39 protein-coding genes are annotated in these 23,594 nt (G+C 61.9%); 19 read left to right on the top strand and 20 right to left on the bottom strand.

What is annotated here, in order from left to right; genetic code table 11:
• Positions 1-50: 50 nt before the first annotated feature.
• Positions 51-557, top strand: coding sequence for a hypothetical protein (locus ACVKN3_RS08700; protein WP_354514280.1), 507 nt, complete (start codon positions 51-53; stop codon positions 555-557).
• A 54-nt stretch (positions 558-611) separates the two neighbouring features.
• On the opposite strand, the gene ACVKN3_RS08695 is transcribed toward ACVKN3_RS08700, so the two are convergent.
• The 6 genes from ACVKN3_RS08695 to ACVKN3_RS08670 all read right to left on the bottom strand — a co-directional run bounded on the left by ACVKN3_RS08695 (position 612) and on the right by ACVKN3_RS08670 (position 6,564).
• On the bottom strand, positions 612-1,241 hold the full coding sequence (locus ACVKN3_RS08695; protein ID WP_354514282.1) for a hypothetical protein: 630 nt from the start codon (positions 1,239-1,241) through the stop codon (positions 612-614).
• 169 nt (positions 1,242-1,410) lie between these two features.
• Complete coding sequence (locus ACVKN3_RS08690; protein WP_354514284.1) at positions 1,411-2,610, bottom strand: hypothetical protein; 1,200 nt, start codon at positions 2,608-2,610, stop codon at positions 1,411-1,413.
• 428 nt (positions 2,611-3,038) lie between these two features.
• Positions 3,039-4,418, bottom strand: coding sequence for a peptidoglycan-binding domain-containing protein (locus ACVKN3_RS08685; protein ID WP_354514286.1), 1,380 nt, complete (start codon positions 4,416-4,418; stop codon positions 3,039-3,041).
• 60 nt (positions 4,419-4,478) lie between these two features.
• Positions 4,479-4,886, bottom strand: a complete 408-nt coding sequence (locus ACVKN3_RS08680) for a lysozyme inhibitor LprI family protein (RefSeq protein WP_354514288.1) — start codon at positions 4,884-4,886, stop codon at positions 4,479-4,481.
• A gap of 239 nt (positions 4,887-5,125) precedes the next feature.
• Positions 5,126-5,785, bottom strand: a complete 660-nt coding sequence (locus ACVKN3_RS08675; protein WP_354514289.1) for a hypothetical protein — start codon at positions 5,783-5,785, stop codon at positions 5,126-5,128.
• A complete protein-coding gene (locus tag ACVKN3_RS08670) occupies positions 5,782-6,564 on the bottom strand; it encodes a hypothetical protein (RefSeq protein ID WP_354514291.1) in 783 nt (260 codons plus the stop codon). Before ACVKN3_RS08670 ends, ACVKN3_RS08675 begins: the two co-directional genes overlap by 4 nt.
• A gap of 183 nt (positions 6,565-6,747) precedes the next feature.
• Between ACVKN3_RS08670 and ACVKN3_RS08665 the strand changes: the two genes are divergently transcribed.
• On the top strand, positions 6,748-7,050 hold the full coding sequence (locus tag ACVKN3_RS08665; RefSeq protein WP_354514293.1) for a helix-turn-helix domain-containing protein: 303 nt from the start codon (positions 6,748-6,750) through the stop codon (positions 7,048-7,050).
• A gap of 23 nt (positions 7,051-7,073) precedes the next feature.
• Entirely contained in the window at positions 7,074-7,319 is a 246-nt protein-coding gene (locus tag ACVKN3_RS08660) for a hypothetical protein (protein WP_354514295.1), read from the top strand.
• A 111-nt stretch (positions 7,320-7,430) separates the two neighbouring features.
• On the opposite strand, the gene ACVKN3_RS08655 is transcribed toward ACVKN3_RS08660, so the two are convergent.
• The 5 genes from ACVKN3_RS08655 to ACVKN3_RS08635 form a co-directional block, all read right to left on the bottom strand.
• The gene (locus tag ACVKN3_RS08655) at positions 7,431-8,243 is read right to left on the bottom strand and encodes a hypothetical protein (RefSeq protein ID WP_354514297.1); all 813 of its coding nucleotides are present in this window, start codon (positions 8,241-8,243) and stop codon (positions 7,431-7,433) included.
• Positions 8,244-8,428: 185 nt separating this feature from the next.
• Positions 8,429-10,009 carry a site-specific integrase gene (locus ACVKN3_RS08650; RefSeq protein ID WP_354514299.1) on the bottom strand — a complete coding sequence of 527 codons (1,581 nt, stop codon included), beginning with the start codon at positions 10,007-10,009 and terminating at the stop codon, positions 8,429-8,431.
• Between the two features lie 192 nt (positions 10,010-10,201).
• Positions 10,202-10,729: a hypothetical protein gene (locus ACVKN3_RS08645; RefSeq protein WP_354514301.1), complete on the bottom strand. Its 528-nt coding sequence runs from the start codon at positions 10,727-10,729 to the stop codon at positions 10,202-10,204.
• A 26-nt stretch (positions 10,730-10,755) separates the two neighbouring features.
• Positions 10,756-11,922: an Arm DNA-binding domain-containing protein gene (locus ACVKN3_RS08640; protein ID WP_354514303.1), complete on the bottom strand. Its 1,167-nt coding sequence runs from the start codon at positions 11,920-11,922 to the stop codon at positions 10,756-10,758.
• Positions 11,874-12,080 carry an excisionase gene (locus tag ACVKN3_RS08635; protein ID WP_354514304.1) on the bottom strand — a complete coding sequence of 69 codons (207 nt, stop codon included), beginning with the start codon at positions 12,078-12,080 and terminating at the stop codon, positions 11,874-11,876. The genes ACVKN3_RS08640 and ACVKN3_RS08635 overlap by 49 nt, the downstream gene beginning before the upstream one ends.
• A 362-nt stretch (positions 12,081-12,442) precedes the next feature.
• Between ACVKN3_RS08635 and ACVKN3_RS08630 the strand changes: the two genes are divergently transcribed.
• The gene (locus ACVKN3_RS08630; RefSeq protein ID WP_354514306.1) at positions 12,443-12,979 is read left to right on the top strand and encodes a hypothetical protein; all 537 of its coding nucleotides are present in this window, start codon (positions 12,443-12,445) and stop codon (positions 12,977-12,979) included.
• 112 nt (positions 12,980-13,091) lie between these two features.
• Here ACVKN3_RS08630 and ACVKN3_RS08625 read toward each other — a convergent pair whose 3' ends face one another.
• Genes ACVKN3_RS08625 through ACVKN3_RS08615 form a run of 3 tightly spaced genes read right to left on the bottom strand, consistent with a single transcriptional unit; the run spans position 13,092 to position 14,421 of the window.
• Positions 13,092-13,916, bottom strand: coding sequence for a hypothetical protein (locus ACVKN3_RS08625; protein ID WP_354514308.1), 825 nt, complete (start codon positions 13,914-13,916; stop codon positions 13,092-13,094).
• Positions 13,913-14,158 (bottom strand): hypothetical protein, encoded by a 246-nt coding sequence (locus tag ACVKN3_RS08620; protein ID WP_354514310.1) that lies wholly within the window; start codon positions 14,156-14,158, stop codon positions 13,913-13,915. Before ACVKN3_RS08620 ends, ACVKN3_RS08625 begins: the two co-directional genes overlap by 4 nt.
• Positions 14,155-14,421: a hypothetical protein gene (locus ACVKN3_RS08615; RefSeq protein ID WP_354514312.1), complete on the bottom strand. Its 267-nt coding sequence runs from the start codon at positions 14,419-14,421 to the stop codon at positions 14,155-14,157. Before ACVKN3_RS08615 ends, ACVKN3_RS08620 begins: the two co-directional genes overlap by 4 nt.
• Positions 14,422-14,555: 134 nt before the next feature.
• On the opposite strand from ACVKN3_RS08615, the gene ACVKN3_RS08610 reads away from it, so the two are divergent.
• A complete protein-coding gene (locus ACVKN3_RS08610; RefSeq protein ID WP_354514314.1) occupies positions 14,556-15,206 on the top strand; it encodes a hypothetical protein in 651 nt (216 codons plus the stop codon).
• Positions 15,207-15,523: 317 nt separating this feature from the next.
• Here ACVKN3_RS08610 and ACVKN3_RS08605 read toward each other — a convergent pair whose 3' ends face one another.
• The 3 genes from ACVKN3_RS08605 to ACVKN3_RS08595 are packed head-to-tail and all read right to left on the bottom strand — an operon-like array spanning position 15,524 to position 16,792.
• Complete coding sequence (locus tag ACVKN3_RS08605; protein ID WP_354514316.1) at positions 15,524-16,150, bottom strand: phosphoadenosine phosphosulfate reductase family protein; 627 nt, start codon at positions 16,148-16,150, stop codon at positions 15,524-15,526.
• Positions 16,147-16,368, bottom strand: a complete 222-nt coding sequence (locus ACVKN3_RS08600; RefSeq protein ID WP_354514318.1) for a hypothetical protein — start codon at positions 16,366-16,368, stop codon at positions 16,147-16,149. The genes ACVKN3_RS08605 and ACVKN3_RS08600 overlap by 4 nt, the downstream gene beginning before the upstream one ends.
• Before the next feature lies 1 nt (position 16,369).
• A complete protein-coding gene (locus ACVKN3_RS08595; RefSeq protein ID WP_354514320.1) occupies positions 16,370-16,792 on the bottom strand; it encodes a hypothetical protein in 423 nt (140 codons plus the stop codon).
• A 39-nt stretch (positions 16,793-16,831) separates the two neighbouring features.
• Here ACVKN3_RS08595 and ACVKN3_RS08590 point away from each other — a divergent pair, with 39 nt between their 5' ends.
• Genes ACVKN3_RS08590 through ACVKN3_RS08580 form a run of 3 tightly spaced genes read left to right on the top strand, consistent with a single transcriptional unit; the run spans position 16,832 to position 17,978 of the window.
• A complete protein-coding gene (locus tag ACVKN3_RS08590) occupies positions 16,832-17,182 on the top strand; it encodes a hypothetical protein (RefSeq protein WP_354514322.1) in 351 nt (116 codons plus the stop codon).
• On the top strand, positions 17,182-17,535 hold the full coding sequence (locus ACVKN3_RS08585; RefSeq protein WP_354514324.1) for a helix-turn-helix domain-containing protein: 354 nt from the start codon (positions 17,182-17,184) through the stop codon (positions 17,533-17,535). Before ACVKN3_RS08590 ends, ACVKN3_RS08585 begins: the two co-directional genes overlap by 1 nt.
• Positions 17,532-17,978: a hypothetical protein gene (locus tag ACVKN3_RS08580; protein ID WP_354514326.1), complete on the top strand. Its 447-nt coding sequence runs from the start codon at positions 17,532-17,534 to the stop codon at positions 17,976-17,978. Before ACVKN3_RS08585 ends, ACVKN3_RS08580 begins: the two co-directional genes overlap by 4 nt.
• Here ACVKN3_RS08580 and ACVKN3_RS08575 read toward each other — a convergent pair.
• Positions 17,960-18,358, bottom strand: coding sequence for a hypothetical protein (locus ACVKN3_RS08575; protein WP_354514328.1), 399 nt, complete (start codon positions 18,356-18,358; stop codon positions 17,960-17,962). The two genes, ACVKN3_RS08580 and ACVKN3_RS08575, sit on opposite strands and share 19 nt — an antisense overlap.
• Positions 18,359-18,453: 95 nt before the next feature.
• On the opposite strand from ACVKN3_RS08575, the gene ACVKN3_RS08570 reads away from it, so the two are divergent.
• A complete protein-coding gene (locus tag ACVKN3_RS08570; protein ID WP_354514330.1) occupies positions 18,454-18,900 on the top strand; it encodes a nuclease domain-containing protein in 447 nt (148 codons plus the stop codon).
• An 8-nt stretch (positions 18,901-18,908) separates the two neighbouring features.
• Here the strand turns inward: ACVKN3_RS08570 and ACVKN3_RS08565 are convergent, their stop codons facing one another.
• On the bottom strand, positions 18,909-19,244 hold the full coding sequence (locus ACVKN3_RS08565; protein WP_354514332.1) for a hypothetical protein: 336 nt from the start codon (positions 19,242-19,244) through the stop codon (positions 18,909-18,911).
• Positions 19,245-19,312: 68 nt separating this feature from the next.
• Between ACVKN3_RS08565 and ACVKN3_RS08560 the strand changes: the two genes are divergently transcribed.
• The 4 genes from ACVKN3_RS08560 to ACVKN3_RS08545 are packed head-to-tail and all read left to right on the top strand — an operon-like array spanning position 19,313 to position 20,610.
• Positions 19,313-19,624 (top strand): hypothetical protein, encoded by a 312-nt coding sequence (locus tag ACVKN3_RS08560; protein ID WP_354514334.1) that lies wholly within the window; start codon positions 19,313-19,315, stop codon positions 19,622-19,624.
• The gene (locus ACVKN3_RS08555) at positions 19,621-19,848 is read left to right on the top strand and encodes a helix-turn-helix domain-containing protein (RefSeq protein WP_354514335.1); all 228 of its coding nucleotides are present in this window, start codon (positions 19,621-19,623) and stop codon (positions 19,846-19,848) included. Before ACVKN3_RS08560 ends, ACVKN3_RS08555 begins: the two co-directional genes overlap by 4 nt.
• The gene (locus ACVKN3_RS08550) at positions 19,845-20,099 is read left to right on the top strand and encodes a hypothetical protein (RefSeq protein WP_354514336.1); all 255 of its coding nucleotides are present in this window, start codon (positions 19,845-19,847) and stop codon (positions 20,097-20,099) included. Before ACVKN3_RS08555 ends, ACVKN3_RS08550 begins: the two co-directional genes overlap by 4 nt.
• A gap of 40 nt (positions 20,100-20,139) precedes the next feature.
• Entirely contained in the window at positions 20,140-20,610 is a 471-nt protein-coding gene (locus ACVKN3_RS08545; protein ID WP_354514338.1) for a hypothetical protein, read from the top strand.
• A 75-nt stretch (positions 20,611-20,685) separates the two neighbouring features.
• Here the strand turns inward: ACVKN3_RS08545 and ACVKN3_RS08540 are convergent, their stop codons facing one another.
• Positions 20,686-21,018: a hypothetical protein gene (locus ACVKN3_RS08540; RefSeq protein ID WP_354514340.1), complete on the bottom strand. Its 333-nt coding sequence runs from the start codon at positions 21,016-21,018 to the stop codon at positions 20,686-20,688.
• Between the two features lie 178 nt (positions 21,019-21,196).
• Here ACVKN3_RS08540 and ACVKN3_RS08535 point away from each other — a divergent pair, with 178 nt between their 5' ends.
• The 6 genes from ACVKN3_RS08535 to ACVKN3_RS08510 are packed head-to-tail and all read left to right on the top strand — an operon-like array spanning position 21,197 to position 23,558.
• A complete protein-coding gene (locus ACVKN3_RS08535) occupies positions 21,197-21,688 on the top strand; it encodes a glycoside hydrolase family 24 protein (protein ID WP_354514342.1) in 492 nt (163 codons plus the stop codon).
• The gene (locus ACVKN3_RS08530; protein WP_354514344.1) at positions 21,688-22,026 is read left to right on the top strand and encodes a phage holin family protein; all 339 of its coding nucleotides are present in this window, start codon (positions 21,688-21,690) and stop codon (positions 22,024-22,026) included. Before ACVKN3_RS08535 ends, ACVKN3_RS08530 begins: the two co-directional genes overlap by 1 nt.
• Positions 22,007-22,501: a hypothetical protein gene (locus tag ACVKN3_RS08525; protein WP_354514346.1), complete on the top strand. Its 495-nt coding sequence runs from the start codon at positions 22,007-22,009 to the stop codon at positions 22,499-22,501. Before ACVKN3_RS08530 ends, ACVKN3_RS08525 begins: the two co-directional genes overlap by 20 nt.
• Entirely contained in the window at positions 22,461-22,691 is a 231-nt protein-coding gene (locus ACVKN3_RS08520) for a hypothetical protein (RefSeq protein ID WP_354514348.1), read from the top strand. The genes ACVKN3_RS08525 and ACVKN3_RS08520 overlap by 41 nt, the downstream gene beginning before the upstream one ends.
• A complete protein-coding gene (locus ACVKN3_RS08515) occupies positions 22,688-23,452 on the top strand; it encodes a hypothetical protein (RefSeq protein WP_354514350.1) in 765 nt (254 codons plus the stop codon). The genes ACVKN3_RS08520 and ACVKN3_RS08515 overlap by 4 nt, the downstream gene beginning before the upstream one ends.
• A complete protein-coding gene (locus tag ACVKN3_RS08510; protein WP_354514352.1) occupies positions 23,418-23,558 on the top strand; it encodes a hypothetical protein in 141 nt (46 codons plus the stop codon). Before ACVKN3_RS08515 ends, ACVKN3_RS08510 begins: the two co-directional genes overlap by 35 nt.
• Positions 23,559-23,594: the final 36 nt, after the last annotated feature.

The raw sequence follows: 23,594 nt of genomic DNA, 5'->3' as shown, positions 1-23,594 counted from the left end.
CACTCCGTCGCGACACGCTGCGGGCTAGCCACCGGACACCCTCCAACGCTTTGGATCTGGCTATTTATCTCGCACTGGTGATCTCGGTTGCTGCCGTTACCGGATCTGTGATTCACATGTATTGCAGTGGAAACCCGACGGTGCCGTTCAGCTGGGGCGTCGGGCTGGTCGCCGTGGGGCTGCTCGCTTATCTTTGCAGCCACCTCGGCAGCCCTCGGTTGCTTCCCGAGGAAACAGATACGCTGCGTAAGCTCTTCATCATCATTGCAGACATTGGCGCCAACTTACTGGCAGGTGCTGCCGCCGCACAGAACGCCCATCACTCGGCGCCTGTCGGTCTCCCCGCCGCGCCCGCTTCGGACGCGACGCTGCCTCGGATCTTGCCGCAGCCCCGTCGTGTCCACTCCAGCCGCGGTCGCCTCGTCGAATATTGCGCGCTCGAACCAGAGCACGCCGAGTCCCATCGGGCCGACCACGGCCAGGCCGAGAGTGGTGGCGATGACGAAGCTAAGAGTGCTTATGATGGCAAAGGGAAAGAGGATGGTCTTTTAACATAGGGCGACCCCGCCGGTTGTCAACAAGCCGGCATGGTCATCACAAGTTAGAAGTTCTCAGCTCCACGGCGCCGGGCCGGAGCGCGGCCGGCGCATCCAATAGCGATCGTCAGCGGAGAAGAAGACCCCAGGCGTTCTCGGTCGGTCGGGGCGATCGATGTTGATCCACTCCTTCGTGCCGAGTTTCCACCTGTGGTCAATCGTGAAAAGCAAAGCGTGCTCTGCCTCTGCACCTAGCCCGATAATTTCTTGAAAATTACATTGGTGACCACGATGAAGATTGCCCGGAGTGTGGTCAAACATACCCAACGTGACACTCCAAAAATCGCCGGCGGCTTCGGTCAACGCTTCCACTCGTTTTGCATAGGCTTTTAGATCGATTTTTCGATAAGTTCGGGCAGCCAGGATGATGGTCAGAGTTCCTTTGTGTTCCCCGATGAATTGCACGCCGGGTAGCAGGCCCGCCATCAACATTTCTTCAAGCACAGGAATGATGCGAGTGTCGCGATCATCGTCCCAGATGACCGCAAAGTCATGGAGACGAGGCAACGGTGTGGGCTGCTGCTCGACGTCACGAGCGTCGATGGCGCGAAAGACCGAATACGTGCCCGAGGGACCGTCCGGCATCTCGGGCTGATCGTAGAGGCAGTGAAAAAAGGACGAATACGTCTGCACGGCATGAGCCATGTTTGATCTCCCATTTCGTTGGAGAACAGTGGATTCCTCCACAGGCGGCTGGGCTTTCGGCCCTACCGAATTCGCCCTCAGCGTAACGCTGTCATGCCCCGAAATCCAGGGGCTGGATTCCCGCATGCGCCGACGAGAAATGCCGCCGCGCCCCGTTCATGCGATCTTGTTAGCGCCCTGAGCCGCCATGATGTGTATGGGCTTTGGCTTTGGCTCTGGGCTTTTGCGTGTCCGCAACAGGTTGCGACGGCTCCGCCGCTTGTGAGGCTGCGGTCTCCGGAGCGGCCGGGATGGGGTCATCTGTCGGCCAAAAAAACATCGTCCCCGCATAGAGGGCTAGGACGAACAACAGCGCGATCAGGTATCTGAGGTGCAGGGACCATCGGACGCGTTCGTGCTCCTCTGCCGAAACCCGATGATTTTCCACGAGAACGTTGTGCTCGTTGGTCAGCTGGTAAAGGTCAGAACGCGACGTTTCCAAGCTGACCGCCAGGTCATGGTGAGCTGCTTGAAGTGCGGTCAAGTCAGCTTTCATACCATCCAGCGCTTCTTCGGCGCTGAGTTTGTCGATCGTAGCGCTCCGTAACGTCGACCTCGCGGAGTCGAGTTCGGCTTTGAGCTGATTGGTTTGTTGGATCTGCTGGGTGAGCAGTTTTTTGAGATAAGGGGCCGAGCTTGGATTGCTCAAAACGGTCGCCTTCAAGAAGCCATTGTTGTGTTCGAGCATGTGGCGCAGACGGCGAACGTGATCAGCCTCCAGTTCATCCGTCGTGTCTTCCTCATCCACGGGATAGGCATAGGGCGGTTCCCGAATGTCCACCTCGATGGTCGGCAATTCCAGACGCTTCAAGACCTTCTGTTTCTCAACGCCTACCGCATGGGTGTTGAAGACCTCTAAGTAAGCCTCCCCGCTCCATTTCTGCGCCAACCAGTGGTCCGATTCGAACTTGAAATAGACGTCGGCGAAGAGTGGGTGCGATCCGTCACCCTTTGAGATCATTTTTTCCAGGTCCCCTGGCGAACAGAGGGTGATGGGAACGTCGATCCAGAAGTCCGGAGCCTTATTCTTCCCGGGCTTGTAGAGAGAGAGGCGCGTGCGCTTCAAGCCCGCGATGGCCTCCTTGAAGAGCAGGTGATTCAGCGTTTCACCACCCGAAGCCGCCGATCCCCCAGAGCCATCGGGCGTAAATGCGAAAAAACCAGATCCCTTTCTGCTGTGATATACGCGCTTTCGATGACCCGGCGCATCTGTGCTGTAAAGGGGATAGGGGTAGGATCGATAGTTGTAACCAGCCCGAAAGGCTTTGACTTGCTCTGCTGAGATCGAATCCTTGCCGGTAGGAGAGGTGTAAGCCCGCTTTTTCGTCATTGCCGGGTGGATTCCGTCGTTGGCCTCTGGCGGAAGATTATGCCCGTGCCATCTCAAGGGACGATACTGGAGTGCGGCCGACGCATTCGAAGTTCCGCCCAGCTCGCGTCAGCAGTCATCGTCATGGTGCGACCGAGGGCTCAGCAATTCCGCCGTGGGTGTGACGGGAAGGCAGTCTCGGGTGGTGGAGCCATCGGAACCCCGGCAGTCGCTGGGTAATTTCGGCGCCACAGCGTGCGCCTCAGTTTCCGTCAGTTCGCCCACCAGCACCGTGGTGCGGCCGTGCCCACGCTGGTTGGATTTGGCCGCTGGGATTGAACGCACTGGCCCCTGCAGGTGAAACGCGGCAGTCGTCAATGGTCACCGATCACGGTCGCTCTTCGACGCACCTCAGGGTTTAAATGTCATGGACGGGATCATCAATACCCTCAACGCGTCAGCGTGTGAGCCGATTGCTGCTGTTGTTGCTGTTGTTGTTGGTCTTGCTGCGGTGCCTGCGCTGCCACCTGCTGCTGATGGGCGTGTGACCACTCCTGAGTGCTTTGACCGAGGGGTTGGACGACCGACTGAGCCACATCGACCGACGCATGCCGGTTGAACGGAGAGTTCAGGTCGCCCTGGATCGCGTAGGCGGTCCGAGCATCGTCGCTGAGAGCCAAGTGGTCAATGCCGGTCATGCCCTGAGCCCTTGATCGAGCCGCCAAGGCGCCGGCGAAGTTGACGCTCATCTGATCCGGCGTTCGACCGTGCTTCGCGTCCAACTCGTGCACGGCTTTCAGGGCTTGCTCGAACATGGGGTTGCCAGCATGGGCGCGATCCGTCAAGTCCGCCGTCGGATGCGGCTGGGCGCGATGCAACGCGTCGAGCGTCTTGGCACCCACCACGCCATCGGCTTGGAGGTGGTGGTCGCGTTGGAACGCCTCCACCGCCGCCTGGGTGTTCGGGCCAAAGTGGCGATCCGCTTGCAGGGGGTGACCCTCCCTGCCGGTGTAGCCCAGCGCCGTCAGCTGGGTTTGGACGGCAAGCACCGCGTCGGACCGATCGTTGAGGCGCAGGCTGCCGGCATGCTGCGTGTGGCTTGCGTGCGCACCGTGGTGAGGTGACGCCGGAGCAACGGCGAGCGTTCCTTTGTGCTCGACCCTCACGCCGTTGGCACTGAGCACCGCGTCGCTGTCCGCCAGTCGTTCCAACGATGCCTTTTCATCGGAAAATCGATCTTTCAACGATTCATGCAGCTTTGGCGACTTGCTGAACAAGGTTTGGACATGGGCGGTCTTGTAGTCCTGAACCGCGTCGACGATGTCCTTGTCGCTGAGTTTGGCCAATTCGTAGTGTTCGCCAAACTTTTCCTTCAAACCTTTGGAGAAAATGTTCGGGGTCAGTTCTCGGCATTGCACCGACGTGCTCCACAGCGCATCTTGCACGGCCATGCCGCGATCCGACAAATCCAGGCCGCGGTCCCGCAATGCGGCCGCCTGGGTGTCGTAGTGCGAGCGCCCCACAAACACGTGTTGGTCTTGGGCAAAGCCGGGATCGGTGTTCGCCAACTCCCGCCACTTGGCATCAAAGGCGGGGGTTGTGGGCGTGAGGTCCTTGAACTGGGCGCCGTAAGAGGACTGGTCCAGGTATTCCTTCAAGGTGCCCGTCTTGGTGGAGAGTTGGTAGGACCCATAGGACACCCCACCGTGGTCGTCCTTGCCCGAGGAAATGGCCGCCGGACCGGCGGCCCCGGATTCGTAGCCCGCCGAGGTCTGACCGAGGTGCCATTGCTCGGCGGCACGCTTCGCCTGTTCCAGCTCATCCGTCATGACCTTCCTTCCTGGTGTTCATCGCATTCTGGCTCGTGGTGGCCCGTCATCGGGCTTTCATCATTGGCCCGTGCGGGCTTCGAGAGCCGCCGCGCGCGCGGCGGTCTGGTCCAATTGACACTGATTGGAATCCAGCAGGCTGGCGGTGCCGCCACTGGCATCCGGGGCGCACGTCTTGTCGCGTCGGCCGATCCAGGCCCGCTCCTCATCGCGCAAGGCCGTGCGCTTCACGTCGGACAGCGACTTCCTGAGGTTTTGATAGGCGGTGTTGAGGCGCTTGTCCTGAAAGTCGTGCTCGTTGCCGATGCAGTCGTTCAGGGCCAAGGTGACGCCGCGGGACGCTTTGACACACGTGTAATAGGCGGGTCGAAGCGGCGTGTCCGCGGCTGCATTTTCCTGGCCGTGCGCAAGGCCGGCCGCTTGCATGGACAGTGCAACCAGCAACAAGCCCAGTGAGCGTCGAATCATGGGTGGAGTTCCGTGCCCGTGGGTTGAGGGATCGGTCCATTGAGCGCCGGACCGTTGATGATTTCACACGACTATACCGGCGTCTGATGAACACGGACACGACTCCATTCAAGGATCGAATCGCTTCTGGGATGAGCGCGTGCGACGCTTCTTTGATCGGTCGTGACGTTGCCGAATACGCACACACCCTCGGTCGTGCGATCGCGCTCACCAATGCGAGAGACGCCGGCACCGTGGGCTCAGCGGAACCCCGGCAACCGCTGCGTGATTTCCGAAGCCACCGCGTGCGCTTGCGTTTCCGTCAGACCGCCGGCCAGCACCGTCGCCCGACCCCCGTGGTCGACCTCCACGGTGTGGCTGACCCGAGCCAAGCGCTGGGACGACTCCGCGGCCATCTGGCTGACGCCGGCCACCATGCCGGCTCCGCCCATCACCACCTGGTCTCCAGCCTGAGTGTTGCCGCGCCGGATCCCGTAGATTTGCCCCGGGGCGAGCAAGGTCCCGTCGGACAGGCGGATGCCCAGGCGCGACACCTGGAACGGCTGGCGTTGAACCTTTCGAGTGACGTCGTGCGCCGCCTTGTGCAGCTTCGAGATCACGAGGCCGCCGCCGATCCACGCGGCCAGGCCGAAGATCACGGGCAGGGGGGAATCGGGATCGACGTGTGTGCCGAGCGCAGCGCCCGTCGCACCGACGGCCAAGGCCAGCAGCCACGACACCACGGCGACGCGGGCGGGCAACGGAGCCGGCGTGGTCATGATCGTGGTCCACCCATGCTCCTCGGTGACGATCAAGGGCGGATGCGCTTCCGCACGACGCGCGTCCCGCCCGGCGTTCATGTGCTGGACGATCAGGGCGACGACAAAGCCGACGGCGATGATGGCGAGAAGTTTGATCACGGGGTGGGCTCCTGTGCATTCGTGGCGCCGGAGTTGAGGCCGATCACCCACAGGATCTTGCCGCTGCGGACGTCGAGCACGGGATTGGCGTGGTTCATCCACCCCGTGAGCCACATCAGGCGAACCAAGATCTCGTGATACTGGTGTGCGAGCGGGCCGCTTTCGCTGCCTTGTCCGAGGTAGAACAGCATGTGGGGAGGCAGCGGGCCGGCGTTGCGAACGTCACCCGGGGCGGTGTCCGCGTGGCTCATCCCCTGAATGTTTTGCGCCGTGTTGATCGCCACCCGACCTTGGCCGCCGTTGAAGTCGTCTTCGGGCGCAGTCATGAACTGCTGCCTGCCCATCGCATCGGTGAAGGCGAGCGGGGCGTTGCAGACGTCGAACGTTTCAATGATGTGATTTGTCGCGGACCGCCAGATGGTGGCTTCCGCTCGCCAGCAGGCACGGTCGGCGCCGGCCTGGGTGAAACGCACGGCCACCCGCGGCCAGGCGTCGCCCATCCGGTGACCGTCGAAAATGCCAACGATCGCGCCGGGCGTGGATGGATGGAGCGGCCGGTAGTAAGCGCCCGTGGTTGTGGCGGGTCCGGCCACCTGTCCGGAGGTGGCCGATGGGTTGCCGCTCACGAAGACCGATGACGCCGCATGGGACACCGTTGCCCCAGCTTTTTGAAAGAAGCCTCGAAGGCCTCCGGTGGTCTGAGCTTGCGCGTGGGTGGTCAGGAGAAGGGCGGCTACGGCCATCCAAGTGGCGATCCGGTTGAACCGGCGGTTAGGCATATGAAATCCCTCTGATGCGGGGGAGACGGTCCTCAATCCCAGGGGCCCCGCGGCCCTCCCTGGCGCGGCCAGAGTAGCGTCGTCCATAGTTGCTTAGTTGAATAACAACTAACCGGGTATGTGCTACAGGCTTAACGCATTGACCGGTATAGCTTTATGGCCCGTCCGATCGGGAAATAGGCCATGGCCACGTCCAAAAAAGCAGCTGCTCAGCCGCCCAAGTCGCTGTATCGACCTGAAAATCAAATCGTGTTGGGCGTGCTTCGTGCGCTCCGGGAGCGGACGGGCCTGAATCAGACGGAGTTCGCCTCGAAGCTGGGCAGGTCCCAGACCTACGTGAGCGCGGCGGAGCGGGGGTCGCGGCTGGACACGTTGCAGATCCGAGACTGGTGCCTGGCGTGCGGGACCGACCTGGTGGGCTGGGCAACAGAGGTTGAGCAAGCCTTGGGCGCGAGACCCACGGCCAAGCGCAAGACGACGAAATAGAGCCTTTCCGCAGGAGCTACGAGATGAAGGTTAAAGAGCTGATCGCCCACCTCACCACATTTGATCCAAACCTTGAAGTGCTGTGCGCGACGGAAGATAAAGAATTGGTTGGCGCGGGTGAGCTCGTCCGGTTCCTCGATATCCAAGAGACGATCAGCGTTGTTGAGGGCAGGACGGGGCGCGACGACAGCGGCTCGTTCATGTTCTCATTCGAGAGTGGCCCGGGAACACGCAAGATCCTTATGATTGACGTGACGTCAGTTTTCTAAACTACAAACGATAAGGGCAGAGGACCGAATGATCATTCAATCAAAAGATTGAAAGATCACTGCTTCGCCGCAGCTCCTATTAATTGTGGTGCTGTATGGCCAGGACAGCTTTTAGACGTCGCCATTGGGCTTTGCCCGGTCTAGAAGGGCACGATATTCCTTGTCCGACAATTGTGGAAACAACTCTTTGTCGAACCGAAGCGTCATGTGGATGCCGCCCTCATCGGTGAGTTTGCTCTTGCTAAAATGGGTGTGGCTCAGCACATCATTTAGTCCTTCATCCATTGAAACAAGCACAGGCATAATCAGATGACCAGCATTCGTCGCCACGGCCTGAATGAGTGCCATGCGTGAGAGGACATGTAGGTCATTGAGCGGATTATAGGCGCTGTCAGATCGAAGCTTTAAGACATCTTGAGCGCTTGCTCCACCATGGAGGGCTGCGAGGAAAAGCAGGTGAATCGGATCGTCTGAAGGAAGTCCATTTGCGGTTGCCAACGCAACCAGTTCGTCTTCGACGCCACGACGCTTTTCCTTGGCGATGCCACCCTTGACCAGGGGAGCAGCTGATGCCCAGTAGCTCGAACGATTCTCCCAGCCAGTTTCACGGTAGGTGGTGAACACGCGAGCCACCGTCAGCGGATCACGAAGCAATTGGTCCGCATCTGTGGTGGCTTGATCGAAGAAATTGCGCACAGCTGTCGCTTCGGTGATGACGCATGCAGCCTTTTCGTCCACCGTATCCTCGCGGCCATGCTCCCCTTCAACAATGGACAGAAGGGGGCTGATGTGGTTGCCTGACTGATTGAGGTGTTCAAGGGTCGCCAGTAGAGCCAGCTTCTTGGGGTCAACGGGCGCCTTGTTAGCCAGTTTGTTTTTTATGACCGATATGGCGTTGCGGTCAAGGAGAAATAGAGGGGTCATTTCCTTATGGGCTCATGATTGGGAGAGGACACCTACCGTATATCGCAGCGGCCGACTTAATGTAAAAGACTTATGCTTCGCAAAGATTGCGCGGACACATGGAAGAGCTATAGCCCTCGCCCTTTGGTCAACTTTGGCGCTCAACTATCCCAGTGCGACGACCTATGCGGAGCAGAACTCGGTAATCATGCTGACGACTTCTGACGACGAGCCCGTGCCTGCACAGCTCCCTGTCGGCGCTTTATTCGGGCAATTCTGGCCAAAAATGCATTGAATTTCCCAGTGATATAGGTCGGGACGCTCGGCACTGGAAATTTTACTGCCGAAAGCGCCGCCGCTCGTTCGGCCAGCGTCGGCACATCGATGTAATGGCCGCGAAGCACGGACCCACCCTGACCATGCCCGGTGAGGCGTGCGATCCGAGCCTCGGGAATGCCGGCGCGGTCCGCCGCCGTGATGAAGCTGTGGCGGAAGCAGTGGTAGACCTGACCCTGGATGTGGCACTGGTTGCGAAGGTAGGTCCGGTTGAACCAGTCGCCGATGGCGTCGCCGGGTTTTGCGCCCAGTCCCGGAAAAAGCTGACCTTCGCCCAGCGTGCCCACGATGTCGTCGCGATAGGTCAGCAGGCCCGCATCGAGCAGGGCTGGGTGCAGCGGAACGAACCGGCGGGACTGCCTGTTCTTCAACTTCTGACCCGGGAAGCGCGCGGCGATGTGGAAGCCCCAGATGCCTGAGACCTCTTCGATGTCCTGAGTGTTCAACTGGGCGAGTTCCTGAGCGCGACCACCCGAATACAGCGCCAGCAGCGGCAGCCACCAACGGGCCGGAGTGTCGCAATGCACCTCACGCAGCGCCGGGTTGAAAATGGTGGCGAGCTCAGCCGCGGTGAAGGCCCGGCGGCTTTGCGTGTCTTCCTGCTCTCGGGTCATGACGTGGATGGACGCGCACGGGTTGCGGTCCACGTCGCGTCGTTCCATGGCCCAGTTGAAGAACACCCGGAGCCGGTCCAGGTGCTTCTCCCGCGTGCGCAAGCTGATGGGCGTTTCGCCCTTGCGCTTGGACACGATCACCACTTCTCGAGGGGAAAGGTCTTTGTAGGGCTCACGCTTTGTCGCGTTCGGAGGCCAGTGGGCGAGGGCGTCCAGCCAACGGTCCATGTCCTCAGCCCCAACACTTGCCAATGCCTTGTCGCCGATGATCCCGACGAACAGGCGCATGGTGAACGCGGTGTCCAGCTTGTTGGCCTCGGCCCGCTGCTTCTGGTTGAACTGCTCGAGGAACAGTTCGACGCGTTGCTCCAACATCGGCCCGGTGACCGGAGGAGGGGCCAAGCGGGTCCGGACGAAGGCAGGATCCGGCGGGATGCTTCGCAGCAGCCGCACCATGTCCATCGCGTTTTCGTGGTCCTCGGGTCCCTCGGCGATGATCACCCAGCTGCCGTCCAGACGTTCCTCGACCTGGTAGTTCGCATGAATGAACTTGCCCGGGTGCTCGGTGATCCGACGTCGAATGCGCCGTCCTTGCGCGTCCCGCTGCACCTTGACGAACAGTTCCGACCTCAGCGCCTTCCCCATGAGTTTCAGGTCGTCAAAAAAGACCGACAGAGCATAGCCGAGGCGAGCCGCAGCCAGACGGGCGGCATCCCCGCGCCGACCTCCCAGCGACTTCATGACAACGCGGGCGCCCCACACCTCGCGGGCGTGGACCGGCACCAGAAACCGAACGTGAAGTCCCGAAGGGCGTTGAACAAACAGCGGTTTGGGCATGGGAGACACCGAAAAACGACACCAAGAAAAGGGCGTTTCGGGCATGGCTTTGCCGCATAAAGAAACGGCGAAACAACGATTTACGTTGTTTCGCCGCAGGTGTTGGTGGAGGTGGCGGGAGTCGAACCCGCGCTTTGCGCTTGGGAATCAGTGGTATAGGCGATGTCTGTGACCAAATGCTGACCAAGCGCATTACTTCGCGTAACGGAGCAGGTCGCCGATTCTTTCATTGAGCTTCGAGAAAACTTGTATGGCTTCTGCCAGCTTCAAGTCTGAATCGTTTTCGTCGCTCGCCCTTGAGACGCTTGTGCAGCGATTGCTGAACTCGGCTGTCATGTTGCGGGTTTCATCATCCTCAACGCGAACACGAAGTCGTGTCACCTTTACCGCGAATTCTTGGAATTTCGCACTCGCATCTTCACTCAACCTCGTGCTTTGCCACTTCTTCGTAGCACGGTAGTTCATGATGTCCTCGAAATTTGTCCTCCCGGTCGCTCTGGCCATGCCTTGGAGCGCCTCCTGCAAATCAAGTAGTGTTTCGCGCTGGAAATCGACAGCACGGGCGCGCCGCGTTTCGGCATTCGACTCAAGCCGGGCTTGAATCTCTCTTTTAGCTTTCTGTCCTTCGAGAATAAAGTCACCCATACCTTTCAATGCCGCGCCAAGGATTAAGGTAATCACGGGAAACCATGTTTCTGGCTTGATGCCGAATACGTCCATATTTCCTCCTAGGTTCTGTCCGCCGCTCAAACACTCGTCTCGTTTGCCATGGTTGACGGTCGCCAAAGCTCTGCGACTTTAGCGCCCGCGTCGGGAGCAATGGATGGGATCCACCGCCCGTAGACCTTGATGATCATCGCCCAATCCTTGTGGCCCATCATAGAGGCGACCCACACCGGATTCTCGCCTGCGGACAGGAGCGTCGATGCGAAGGTATGCCGCGTCTGGTACGGGTAGCGGTAGCGGACGCTTGCTTTCTTCAGCGCCGGCTGCCAGGCAGTCTTCCGGATTGGGCCATCGTGTTCCCACGCCTCACCGGTTCGCGGGTTGTGGAACACTTCCGCGCCGGCCAGCTGCGTGTGCGCTCGCTGGGCCATCAAAGCCTCCCACGCTGGTTGGAGTAGCATGAGCGTGCGCCGCCCGGCGGCGGTCTTCGGCGCCTTGACCTGCTTCCGCACCTTCGCTCGCTTCACGGTGACGGTGCGGCCGACAAGGTCGACGTCGGTCCAGCGTAGGGCGATCAGCTCGCTAGTGCGCAGCCCCGTCCAGAAGGCGAACCGGAACAGGTTGCGGATCTGTCCGTCTGCCGCGCCGATGATGGCGTTCACCTCCGCCTGCGTGAAGGGGTCGATGTCGTCTTCCTCCTTCGGCGCGGCTGCCTTCTTCGGCGTCCATCCGACGAATGGGTTCACGGCGATCAGCTCGTCGTCGAAGGCCTGCGCATACATTCCGCGCATCGGCAGCAGCAGGTTGCTGATCCGCTTTATGCCGCTGGTCTGTGTGGCCACCCATGCCTTCAGATCGCTGCGGGTGAGTTCGGTCAGCCTCTTCGTGCCCATAGCCGGCTTCCATACCCGAGCGATCGCCAGCTCGTAGTCCCTTAGCGTCGAGTGCTGCAGCTCCGGGGCCTTTCCCCGGAGCCAGAGATCGAGGCCGTCGCCGACGGTGACCGCGGCGCCGGGAAGCTTGGCCAGCGACCGCGCGCGCTTGCTGTCTGGAAAATACTTCGCATAGTCGAACGTCCCACGGGCAATCTCGGCGAGGATCTGGGCCTTCAGGTTCTCCACGTACTTCTGATTCGCCTTCGTCGGCGGGAGCTTGACGCGCTCCCGGCAACGGACGCCCTGGAAGTAGAAGTCGATCGCTATGCTGCCTTGCGTTGCAGGTCGGATACCGTTTGTCCTTCGGCCCATCGCTCATACCCCTCTGGAATGATCAGAACGCGCCCGTCCGGCGCCTTCTTCCACACGAGGCCCTCAAGCCAGACCCCGTTCTTGATTTTTGCCCTGACCGCGTCCTCGCTGTATCCGGACTCGGCCGCGAATTTCGCGATCGTGATGTAGCGCATCATTGCTGGGTTACCTCATTCGGGCCGCCGGTTGCGACCAGCCGCGTCGGCGCGCACCATTGAGTTGTTCAAAAAGAGAGGAAGCTGACGCATGGTCCTGGCGCTCCTGCTCCGGCCGTACAGCTACGCGAGTTACATTTTCGGCCAGTGCGTCAATCTGATCTTCGGCGTAGTGATGGTCACCGGTCTGCTGTGCGCCGGCACTGCCTGGGCGGTAGGACGTTGGCGTACCAGGCATGAGTGCGGCGACCACGCGGCGCTGCACCGAGTGCGGGAGCGGGCCCGGCGCAGAACAGGCCGCTGACTTGCCTGACGCCCGAGCACCGCGCACCATGGCGCCATTCGTAAACATGGGGAGTTCACGCATGAACAGCTCCGAATGGGCAGCTTGGGTCCAGGCTGTGGGAGCAGTGGTCACGATTGGTGCCACTGTCGTTCTTGCGCGCAGCGATCGGCGCGCAAGTAAAGCAAAGGATCACGCTGTTGCTCGGTCTGCTGCGATCGCCCTCGTTCCCGAGATGGTGGAGGTGCTTGCTCAGCTTGAGTGGGGTATCACCCAGGTCGAATCCGGTGCCGCTCCGGAACGAATTGGCAATACGGGCCCGACTGACGAGGATTCCATACGTTTCTGGAATCTTCCGGTGCTCCCACCGAGCCTCGAGGCGCTTCGCCCCTATCTTCAGGACCTCGGCGAAGCATCGAAGCCAGCGCAGCACGCTTACTTTCTTCTCCAGCGTCTCCGCGATGTTTTTCGCGATTTTGGAGGTCGACGAGCATTTGATGGTCCGATCGAATTGTGGTCGTACGAAGAGGATGAATGGGCGAAAACACTCGCGCAGGCTAAACAGGCTAAATCCGCTGCGGAGAAGGCTCTGAAAGCCATTGGACGTCTTGTGGAATAGGACCTTTGCGGCCGCACCTCCCTGTGATCTGCCGTACCGCTGCGTGTCAGCCGGCATCTTGCACCCATAGCGGGTGGCGAGCACTATCGGCGCACTGAACAGGATGGGGATTTCACGCATGGCCAATGCCTCCGTGCACAGTGACATATTTGGTTCGCTCACAACTCTGTCGACCGAGGCGCTCAAGTTCTCCGGCTTGATCAATGCGGGTGCCGCAGTCATCGTGATCGCTAACCTGAAAGACCTCGCCCTGGTTGTGCCGGTACGCGCGCTCCTGCACAGCGTGGAAGCCTTTGCCGTAGGCGCGCTCTGCTGCGCCTTTGCATATGCAATGGCTTACTTGACGAACCTGAGACTTCTTCAGGAGGAAAACGATTTTGCTAAGAAGGGCGGCCACAAGCACTATCTGCGCGGCGCGATTTTTTCCTTCATGGTGAGCATTGCTGCCTTTGGTTACGGTTCGATCTCGCCACTGAGCGCTCTCGTGGACAGCTTGTAACTGGCCCGTCACGGCCGCAACCCCTTCGCCGGCCAGCGCGCCGCAGCCGCACATGTCCTCGGAGTCGTCCGGAAGACCCGTCGGCGTGCTGCAGGCGCGCGCCATCTTCAGGGTGACCATGAACAGCCATCCGTCCCGCTCGCTGAGCTGGTGCCCGGTCAGGGCGTTGAAGGCGCCGACCGTGCGGGCCATGCTGCGCTCGCCCTGCGCCTGGTCGCGCTGGGCGGCACGGGCCTCGATGTGTCCGGCCGCCCGCTGCAGGATCGCGACGGCGCCGGTCATGGGCGGCAGGTCGCGGAGGAACGACGGATGGCCGTTGATGTGCAGCCACAGGGCGTCGTCGGCCATGCTGCGGTGATCCAGGCCGAAGACGGCGGGGAACGAGCCGTCGAAGTCGGCCATGACGCCGTCGAGGTCGAGGTAGATGCGGCGCGTCATGCTGTCGGGCCCTCGACCATCGGGGCGTAGTCGCTGTAGTTCTCTGCCAGATTGCGCTGGTGAGATTCCGCACCATGCGTGTAGCGCTTCGCAGTTGCTTTGATGGTCACGCCGTGCTTCGCCTTTGAATCAGCGAAGTCGGCATTGATCTTCTTCGCGACGGTTTCTGCCGCTGCCCGGGACGGCATGGCGATGACGTCGTCGGGGCCTTCGATGTGTACGCACCAGAGTTCGTTGCTCATGCGTCGGTGTCCTTTGCCACTGGGAGGGCGTTGAGGTGGATCTCGTCACGGTCGCCGTTGGTGACCACGACGGCGTGTTCGAGAAGGCGGGCGACCCGAACCCGGGCCGCATCGACGTCGCCGATGACGATCGAGCAGAGATGCGTGCTGCCGGGATAGTCCTTGACCCAGGCCGACCGGCAGTTGTCTTCGCGCTGCTGGAGTACAGCGACGCGCTGCCGTAACGCCTGCGCCTCGCGCTGGGTGATTCGCTTCGTGGTCATGCTGCCTCCTGCGCCGGCGGAAGCGTGTCGAGAAGGTATTGCGTTGAGATCTCGACCTCGATGACTTGCAGGGGCTTGTCGGTGGCCGCACCTGGCGTCAAGATCTGCATGGGAGCCGAGCAGGGGATTTGCAGATGGACAAGTTCAATTTCGAGCGAATGCTCTCGCTTTGCGTGGCAGTCGTATGCGGTGTAGTCCTTGCGGTCATAACGAACGCGCCGAGCTGGGCGACGAGTGAGGTCGCTGCGGCATGGGCGCAGGCTATTTTCTCCGTCGCAGCAATCTTGGCGTCGGCTCGACTCTGGCAAGCGGACCGCGAACGCGTTGTACTGGAGAGACTTCAAGATCAGCAAATTGCCGACTTTCGAACTGCTGTACTGCACCTTCCGCTCATGGTGGATGCACTCATTGCGATCAAGCGGATATACGCATTGTGTGATCATGCGGACGCCATAGACCCGGAAGGTTACTGGCTTAGCTTCAATCCGGCCGCCCAAGCTCTGGAGCCTGTTGCCGGAATTGTGGAAGAGCTGAAGGGTTGCTCTCCGCTGCTGGCGGTCGATGCATTGGCTGCGGCAGCTTGCGCGCGCCAGTACGTCCATCAGGTTGGAATGACACTCGCTTACTCCATAGATGACGACTATGGAAGCCGGTCTCCCGGCATTACTCGGGAAGGATGGGCTGTCTGTGAGCCGGCTCTCGCCGGTGCGCGGCATCGCCTCACGCTGACAGTAGAGCGCCTGCAGCTGATCCTCGGAAGCCCGCCCGATCTTCGCGTGCAATAGGGTACTCACGCTGCTTCTCTCTCGCAGAGGCCCAGGTCGGACGTGCAGCCGCCGCCGGCCTGGTGCTGCATGAAGATGTCGTACTGGCGTCCGCCTCGGCCTGTGCGGGCCCACTCGACCAGCGTCCGGATGCGGGAATATGTGCCCGGCCGGTCCACGTCGGTAGGATCTGTAACGGCGGGGAAGAATGTGGCCGAACCGTGCTTGTTAGCCGCAGCTACAACCGCCTCCCATCGCTCGATTCGGTCAATGTGCTCTGGCGTCCTATCGGCGATCAGGCGAAGCTCGTCCTTACGACAGTTCACACACGGCCAGTATCAAACGCGCTTTGCGCCCATGGCGTAGAGCGGGTTGGGCAGGAGCCCATGGCGCCGATGGATGGCCCATGCGTCTTCGACTTTCCAGCTGAATATGGGGCGCCAGATCATCGACCCGGACTCATGGCGGTTCCAGATCGGTTGCTTCGCCCGGTTAGCACTCTCTTCCGCCCGGATGCCGAGCCATTGGAGTACCGGCCCTCTGCGCAGCATCGGACCAACGACCTGGAGCGTGATCGGAAGGGTCTTCAGCTCTTCGGTGCAGAACTGTGCCATGCGCGACGGAAACCGGCCCTTGCTGATGCAGAGGTCTAGGAACGGGTTTCCGGTCGGCTCATGGAGGCGAGCGGCCTCGTCCACGATTGCCTGGGAAATGCCTTGGGTCGGCCACACCCGCAGGATGTAGTCGCGATGCTTGGCCAGCTGCCGAGAGAAGTCGGCAATCTCGACCTTCGGACCGCCAGTACGCTCATGCAGGCGTGCCACGTATTCGTACGTCGCCTCATGCTCGTTTCCGGTGTCGGCCATCACTGCACGGAAAGGGCGCCCTGACTCGATAAGCTTGAGATACACCGCCGTGCTGTCCTTGCCGCCGGAAACGTTGCCGAGGTGCTGGATCGGTTTCAATTTTCTTCCTTCACGGCATCCGCCGGCAGGTCTGGGTTTGAGCCCCACGGCGCGCGGAGTTCGCGGTGGTGGGCGTGGGGAGCGATAGAGGTCCGAGGTGCGTACCGGCCGCAAACACCGTTGTTCCAGTGCTCGCGGCAGCTGGTGGCCTGGTTGTCGAACCAGCCCGTCCAGCCCGTCCAGCCCTGGAAGAGGTCGGCTTGCACCTCGGCGGCCATGTCAGGCAGCCTTAGCGGGTTCGGCAAGAAGGATCGACACGCCGCCGCGGTTCCACGCGCGGGCCTCGACCTCGCGCGTCACAGCGTTGAAGTCGCGACGCAGCAGGAGGTTCCTGATCTCGTGCCAGAAGGCAGCCTCGCTGCCGTCGGGCTGCTTGGCCGGAACGCGGTTGCCGAGCAGCGCTGACACGGAGGGGCGTCCCTCGTGCAAAACGCACTCGCAGCAGTCGTCGTCGCACCGGGCAGCCTCGCGCCAGGACTGTTGGCGCAGGATGTTCTCCCGCTCGATGTCGGCATCACGGAGAGACCGGAATAGACCGACTGTGGCGAGCTGTGAGTCGGTGAATTTCTCCACCAACTCCGCAACGTTGACTGCCACGTCGACTTTCACGTGTTCGTGCCTGGTGATCTTCATGTCCGACATGGTCAGGCCGCCTGCTGCACGTCGTTGGCCGCGTTCTTGATGAAGCTCCTCGCGCTCAGCTTGGACGGCCAGCCCGCGCATGACGTCACGAGCGGCACCGTTGCCGTCTGGGTGGAGGCGGTGTGCGGCGATCGCGTATGGGACGAGCAGCGCGACTTGCCGCGCTTCCGGAAGGCATTCCGAACGCTGATGACGACCTGCGACCGCTGGCCCAGCCCAAGGAAGTTTCTGGAAGCCATGCCCAGCACGGTCGTGCCCTTCCGCGCGGGACCGCGCCTGGAGCACGAAAGCACGCGTAAGGCGCGCATCCAGTCGTTCGCAGAGGTGCGCAGGACGCTCGGGATTCAGGTCCCTGGCGACGATGAACCCGAACCGCCGCAGGCTGCCTGATGAACACCATGCACGCTCAAGTCGGGAGCCGTTTCCACGCCGGGGAGCCCGCCGCCGCCATCGCCCAGGGCGTCGGTATCGCGCGCAACACCGTCTACCGCATCCTGCGGCGCAACGACGCCCCGGTGGCGGCGCCGAAGAAGCGTCACAAGTTCCAGAGCCGTCCGGATGGCGAGTACGTCGAGTGCAAGGGCTGCGTGCGCTTCGGCTACGGCGAGGATTCCTGGCATCCGGCTACGCGCGAGTTCTGGCGCGAGATCGACGGGACCGTGAACTTCGCCCGGTGTAAGGCCTGCCTGAGCGAGTCGATCGAGCGTAAGCATGGCGTCGTGCCGGGGAGGATGGCGGCGTGAGCCAGAAATACACGCTTAACGCAAACGGCCCCGAGCGCGGCGCGGTGCTGGCCAACGTGCATGCCTTCGTCGACCGGCTGCCGGTGTCGAAGTCCTGGCGCATCGAGATCAAGGAAGCCCGGAAGGAGCGCACCTGCCCGCAGAACGCGGCGCTCTGGGGTGTGGCCTACCCGAAGCTCACGGAAGCGACCGGCTACACCGCCGAGGAGCTGCACCACGAGTTCTGTGGCAGGTACTTCGGCTGGGAGGTGGTGGACATCTTCGGCGAGCGCCGCCGTCGCCCCCGCCGCACGACCACCTCCAACGAACAGGGCGAGCGCGACGTCTTGGGCACGGTCGAGTTCGCGGCGTTTTACGACATGGTGCAGCAGATAGGCGCCGAAGCCGTCGTTGACGTGCCGTCGCCGGACCCGTTCCACGGTTGTCAGCGGTGGGCGGCCTGATGATGATCTTGTTCCGCCGTGCTTTCTTCGCGGAGCGAATGTGCCTGCGCCCAGTCCGTATGGTTCGCGACGGCGATGAACGCGCCTTCGCTGAGAAGAAGGAGCAGGCAAAACCGCATAGTCCAGGCCAGTCCTCGCACCCAACGTTTCTCGGATGTAACCGGATATCGCAATTCGTACTGAAGTATCGAAAGTGCCACGTAGCCGACCCCAATGATTCCGACTATGCACCCGATGAGCGTCGCGTGCTGGTGCACGCCGATCGACTCCGGGTTATAGGCGACGGTGCCGAGGATAACCACGATGCCGCAAGCGAATGCGACGTTCCTGGTCAGTTCGAGGATTTCCTTGATGTGGTCCGAGACGGCTTTGCGGTCCATGGTGATATGTCCCTAATGCGGAGCATCGTTTATCGGCAAGGCGCGCAGGAGCTGAAGCTGTGAGGCCCTCAAAAGGACTCGTCCGGAAGACGCCGATGGCGCGCGGCAAAGCACTGGGCCGCGTGCCGCAGATGGGCAGTGCGGACGGCGCGAAGGCTGCGCCGGACGTGATGGCGCGACCGAAGCGCAAGGCACCCATGCGCGCGTCTCGCCCCGCGATGACGCCGCTGCGCAAGTCCGCCCAAGACGAGGGCTGCACCATCCGGAAGGCCGGTGTCTGTCTGTACGACCCGAAGACGGTCGTGCTTGCCCACCTTCGCTGGCTCGGCGACTGCGGCGGCTCGCTGAAGCCCATGGACTTGCAAGCCGTCTACGCGTGCAGCGAGTGCAACCGTTGGACCGACTCGCCGAGCGTTTCCGAAACCCGTGACCGTGCTGCCTACGAGGCGGAGCGAAACTTCTACTGCCTGCGGGCGCTGGTGCGCACGTGGATGCGCATGATCGCCAAGGGCCTCATTACCGTTAAAGGGATTGCTGCATGATGTCGCGATCAGCTTCCAAAGCCGGCGTGAAATGCTGCCACCAACACGAGCCCGAGGGTGAGAGCAAATGGCAGGACCGCTATACAGAGCAGGATGTAGCCGAGGTTGCCGACCTGCTGGCTGAGCCCTGCCACGTACTTCCAAATGCTGATGCAAGTTTGAATGACGGCAAGGACCATAAGGCCGATTCCGATATACATATTCCGCTTGAGCAAAGCGGCATCGACGAGGGCACCCAAGAACGCGCCGCTGGCAAGAGCCAAGCCGGACGCGCGCACCATTTCGGCGATAAGGTCGCTAATTTCTTTGAGGGTGTTGTACTTCGGTGTTGGCTGAGCGTTCATCCTTCGTCTCCTTCCGTGTGTAGTGACAGTTTTTCGGCGGCTGCGGAAAAACCTTTAGGACGGTGCCTGTGAGGTATGCATGTCGTGTCGACGACAACCAGGGCGAGATCGTCCGCGCTCTCCAGCGCATCGGTGGCTACGTGATTGACTGCTCCCATGTTGGTTCCGGCTTTCCAGACCTGCTGGTGGCGTTTCGCGGCCGCTGGACGCTGATTGAGATCAAGGACGGCGAGAAGCCGCCGTCGCGCCGGAAGCTGACGCCGGCACAGACGATCTTCCACGCCGAGGCGTTGGCGAAGGGCTGCAAGGTCCACGTCGTTGAGAACGTGGACCAGGCGCTACGTTTACTTGGATCGATCGGCACCGCGAGGGCTGCATGAACGCGACTGACGCCATCACCCAGACCGCCCGCGTCTTGGCCGTGCTTGCCGACGGCCCTGCCGTCACCGGCGAGGTCGCCGCGGAGATCGGGATCTCGCCGCAGCATGCCTCTGCCCACTTGCTCCACCTGATGCGGCACGGCCGCGTCTCTCGCGAGAGGTTCCCGGCGGGCAACCGCCGGGTCCGCTACCTGTGGTCGCTCACTGGAAAGGCGCATGAATGACCATCTACCACCATCTGGGCAAGGCGCTGGCGATCATTCGGCGGGAGCCGGACTTCATGAAGTGGGGGCCGCTGATCGACGCCCTGACGCCGGAGGAGCAGGCGGAGTGCCGGCCGTGGCTTCGCATGCAGGCCAGGCTCGCCAAGCGTCGTCGCGAACCGGCTTCGAGGGCATTCCCACCAGCATCCTCTCCCGCCAATTCGAAGAAGCCCGCGCCACGCTACGCGCCTCGCAGAGTCGCGCCGACCTGATCCGCCGCGAGCTGACACGCCGCAAGAAGAAAAATCGCACATGACTATCCAGGGGAAGCCGATGCGACGCTCCACGACACTCGAATCTCGCCTCAACGAATGGGCGAAGGAATATCGCGAAGGCAAGAGGGAGCACCTCGGCGGCAGTAGCGGGTCTTGGCTGGCCTCGCTGATTCGATGGGAGGGCAGGGCGCCGTCGGGGCTTGGCCACCAGCCCGAGCGCACGGCAGCTGACGAAGTGCACGAAGCGGTAGCGGCCCTCGAATGTCAGGCCACCGGCTACGGGCCGGCGATGGTGCTGCGCGCCGAGTACCTGAACCCGGATCAGCCGCGCATGGAGAAGATCCGTCGCCTACGCCGCATCGGCGTGGCGGTGGACACCACTCGTTTCAGCCAGCTGCTGCGCCTGGCGAAGATCCACGTCGCCGGATGGCTCCACATCCCGTTCAATGAGCCGCTGACCGATCACGAGCGGGTCCAGATGCTGGAAGCAATCGTAGAGCTTGATTGATCAACTTTTCTGTGGAAAATGGGCAACGTCACATCACGTCGACCTGAAAAGCCCTGGCATCCGCCGGGGCTTTTTTTACCAGCCTTCCGTCAGTCTGGCTTCCGTCAGCTTCTGCACGAGCACGCCACCCAACGCGAACATCGCCAGCGCAAGCAAGCGGGTGCGTGCGGGAGAGGCGTCCCAGTTCCGCATGTACAGGGTGATGACCATCGCGGTGAGAACCCCTCCAGCCAACGTAATCAGACATACACTGATCATGTTCGTCCACGGCGGGGATAAGCCATTGTGAGGAACCGTCAAGACCGTAGCTAGGATCTGGAACGTGTAGACGAACCCCAGATTCTTGGCGAAGTCGATCGTCTCTTTGAGTGGCAGTTTTCCAAACGGGGTGTGGAATTCATTGTCCATGTCACGTCCTCTGTTGAATGCCAAATTTAACTGTGGGGCCCGCTTTGTGCACGCGCCACTTGTAGCGCCGGCGCCGCGCCGTCGACCTGCGCGATCTGACGACTTTCTGCCGAGCCTTGTCTTTTTCCCCGGGGCCGCCGGCGCTTCGGCGCGGGCCCATTTATCCAGCAGGACCGATATGGCCAGAATCACTGCGAACGAGGCGGGCGGCAGCAACGTCGTCGCGTTCCTCGACATGATCGCGTGGTCTGAGCTGGGTTCCGGCCGCCTGCTCACGCCCGCCACCGATGACGGCTACCGCGTATGCGTGGGCTCGACGCCGGCGAAGCCGATCCTGTTTCAGAGCTATGCCGAGCACCCGCGCATCCGCAGCGTGTCGCTGAACTCCGACGCGGCCGGCCGTTACCAGTTCATGGGGCGGTACTGGGACGCGTACCGCCGGCAGCTTGGCCTGGCGGACTTCGGCCCGCTGAGCCAGGACCGATGGGCCATCCAGCTGCTGCGCGAGTGCAAGGCGGTACAGCAGATCCAGGCCGGCAACCTCTCTGCGGCCATCCGGCTGTGCGCGAGCCGCTGGGCCAGCCTTCCCGGTGCCAACTATGGCCAGCACGAGCACACCCTCGCCGACCTGACCCGCGCCTACCAGAAGGCCGGCGGCAAGGTGACCTGATGGTCCCCGAAGATCCGAACCATGGGTGGTTACAGGGTGTTGCCTTCGCAGCGTTCGCGACACTGGCCGGCGTGCTGGGCCGAGTGGTGCGCACGCTGGACTCGCACCAGCCTGTTCAATTCTGGCCGACGTGCGTGCAGGGGCTCGCGTCCGGCTTCGTCGGGCTGCTCGTGATGTGGCTATGCCAGATCGGCGGGCTGAGCCTTCAGTGGACGGCCGTAACGGTCGGCATCAGCGGATGGCTGGGCGCCGAGGCGTCTATCCAAGTCATCCAGCGTGTCGTCTGGAAGCAGCTCGGTCTTAACCGGAGTCAGGACAATGACAAGCCTCCTGCGTAGCGGATGGTCCCTAATCACCTCCAAGGCCCGCCTCATCATCGAGTACGGGTTGATCGCGGCTGTCGTCGCGCTCGCCGGCTGGACGCTCGCTACCTGGTGGACGAACAGACAGACGGTGGCGTCGCTGACCAGCAGCCTGACCGATGTGTCGGGTCGTGTAGGCGGCCTCACCCACGACCTGTCGCAGCAGGTCCAGGCCAACAAGGATCAGGACGACGCGATCGCCGAACTGAAGCGGCTACGCACGATCGACAGTCAAGCCCTGGGCGAACTGCAGGGCGAACTGGCCAAGGCCGACACGAAGGGCGACACGGTTCGCCGAAAGCTCGCCGAGCTGGAGAAGAGCAATGCGGATGCGAAAGCCCTACTGGATACTGCCGTGCCCCCTGCTCTTGGCTGCGTGCTCGATGGCACCCCGTGCCCCGGAGCCGGTGGTGACAAGCCGAACGGTCGTGCAGCAGGCCCGCCCCGCTGACGAGTTGCTGAAGCTCTGCGAGGGGCCCGCGCTGGTGCCCACACGCAACGTCCGGGACATCGCGGACAACAGCACAGCCAAGGGCGTGGCCTTCGAAAAGTGCGCCGCCCGGTTCCGCTGCCTTGTGTGGTGGATCACCACCGCCAACCACGAAATCGCGCCGGCCGAGTGCCGGAAGGACGACCCATGAACCTCACCCACCATCGAATCAACAGCAAGTGCGTCCTGGCTCGCTTCACCGAAAGTGAGATTCTCGATGTCCTGACCCGCGCCGTCGCCGCCGAGGCTGGCATCGACCTCAACGACCCCGCGGTCGAGGTGCGCACGCGCGACCTGGCCCGTGCGTTACCCAGCGCGGCCCATACGTTCGAGGCGGTGATCGACATCAACATCGACATGAGCGAACCCGAGAGCAGCACCGCTGCGTCCGAAGCCGACGCCGTGGCGACCCTCGACTATCTGAAAGGCGCCATCTGCAAGCCCATCCTGGCCGACGACTTGATCACCGGAATCAAGATCAATGGCGTACACGAGGTCCCCTGGAAGATGGCCAGCAACGGCTACGCCTACATGGACTTCGGTTCGCTGGACATCTCGGCGGTATCGGATCGCCGCGAAATGTTCGTCGACCACCAGAACATCCCGCCACCATCCGTTCGGTGGCGACGCTGGATGATGGCCGGCCGCAGTGGGAGATATCTAAGGATGGCCCCATGCGGGTGGGCAACACCACGCACCTTCCTGATGGCACCATTCGCCATGAAGGCGAGTACGCGTTCACCATCGGCCCGCTCTGATGGTTGCCCCCGCCCAGCTTCGAGTCTTTCTGATGGTCAGCAGCCTGAGCACCGACCGCGAGGGCGAGGTCATCCACTACCAGATAGGCGGCCCTGGCTGGCGCTTCCGGGGCAACCACGTGAAGCGGATCACCGACGAGCCCTACCGGGCTGAGGTCGGCCAGGTGCCCGAGTTCTGGAAGCCTGAGCTACAGACCCCCGACGCGCGGCTGACGCTGGTACTGGAGCCGATCGAGGCTGCGGGCGCGGTCGAGTCGTAGCATCGTATCCTTGGATCGCCGAATGGACGGCACGAG

It is taken from the genome of Luteibacter sp. PvP120 (genome assembly GCF_054055715.1).
Note: the sequence above shows the minus strand (reverse complement) of the source record. Positions and strands in the feature narration are given on the sequence as shown.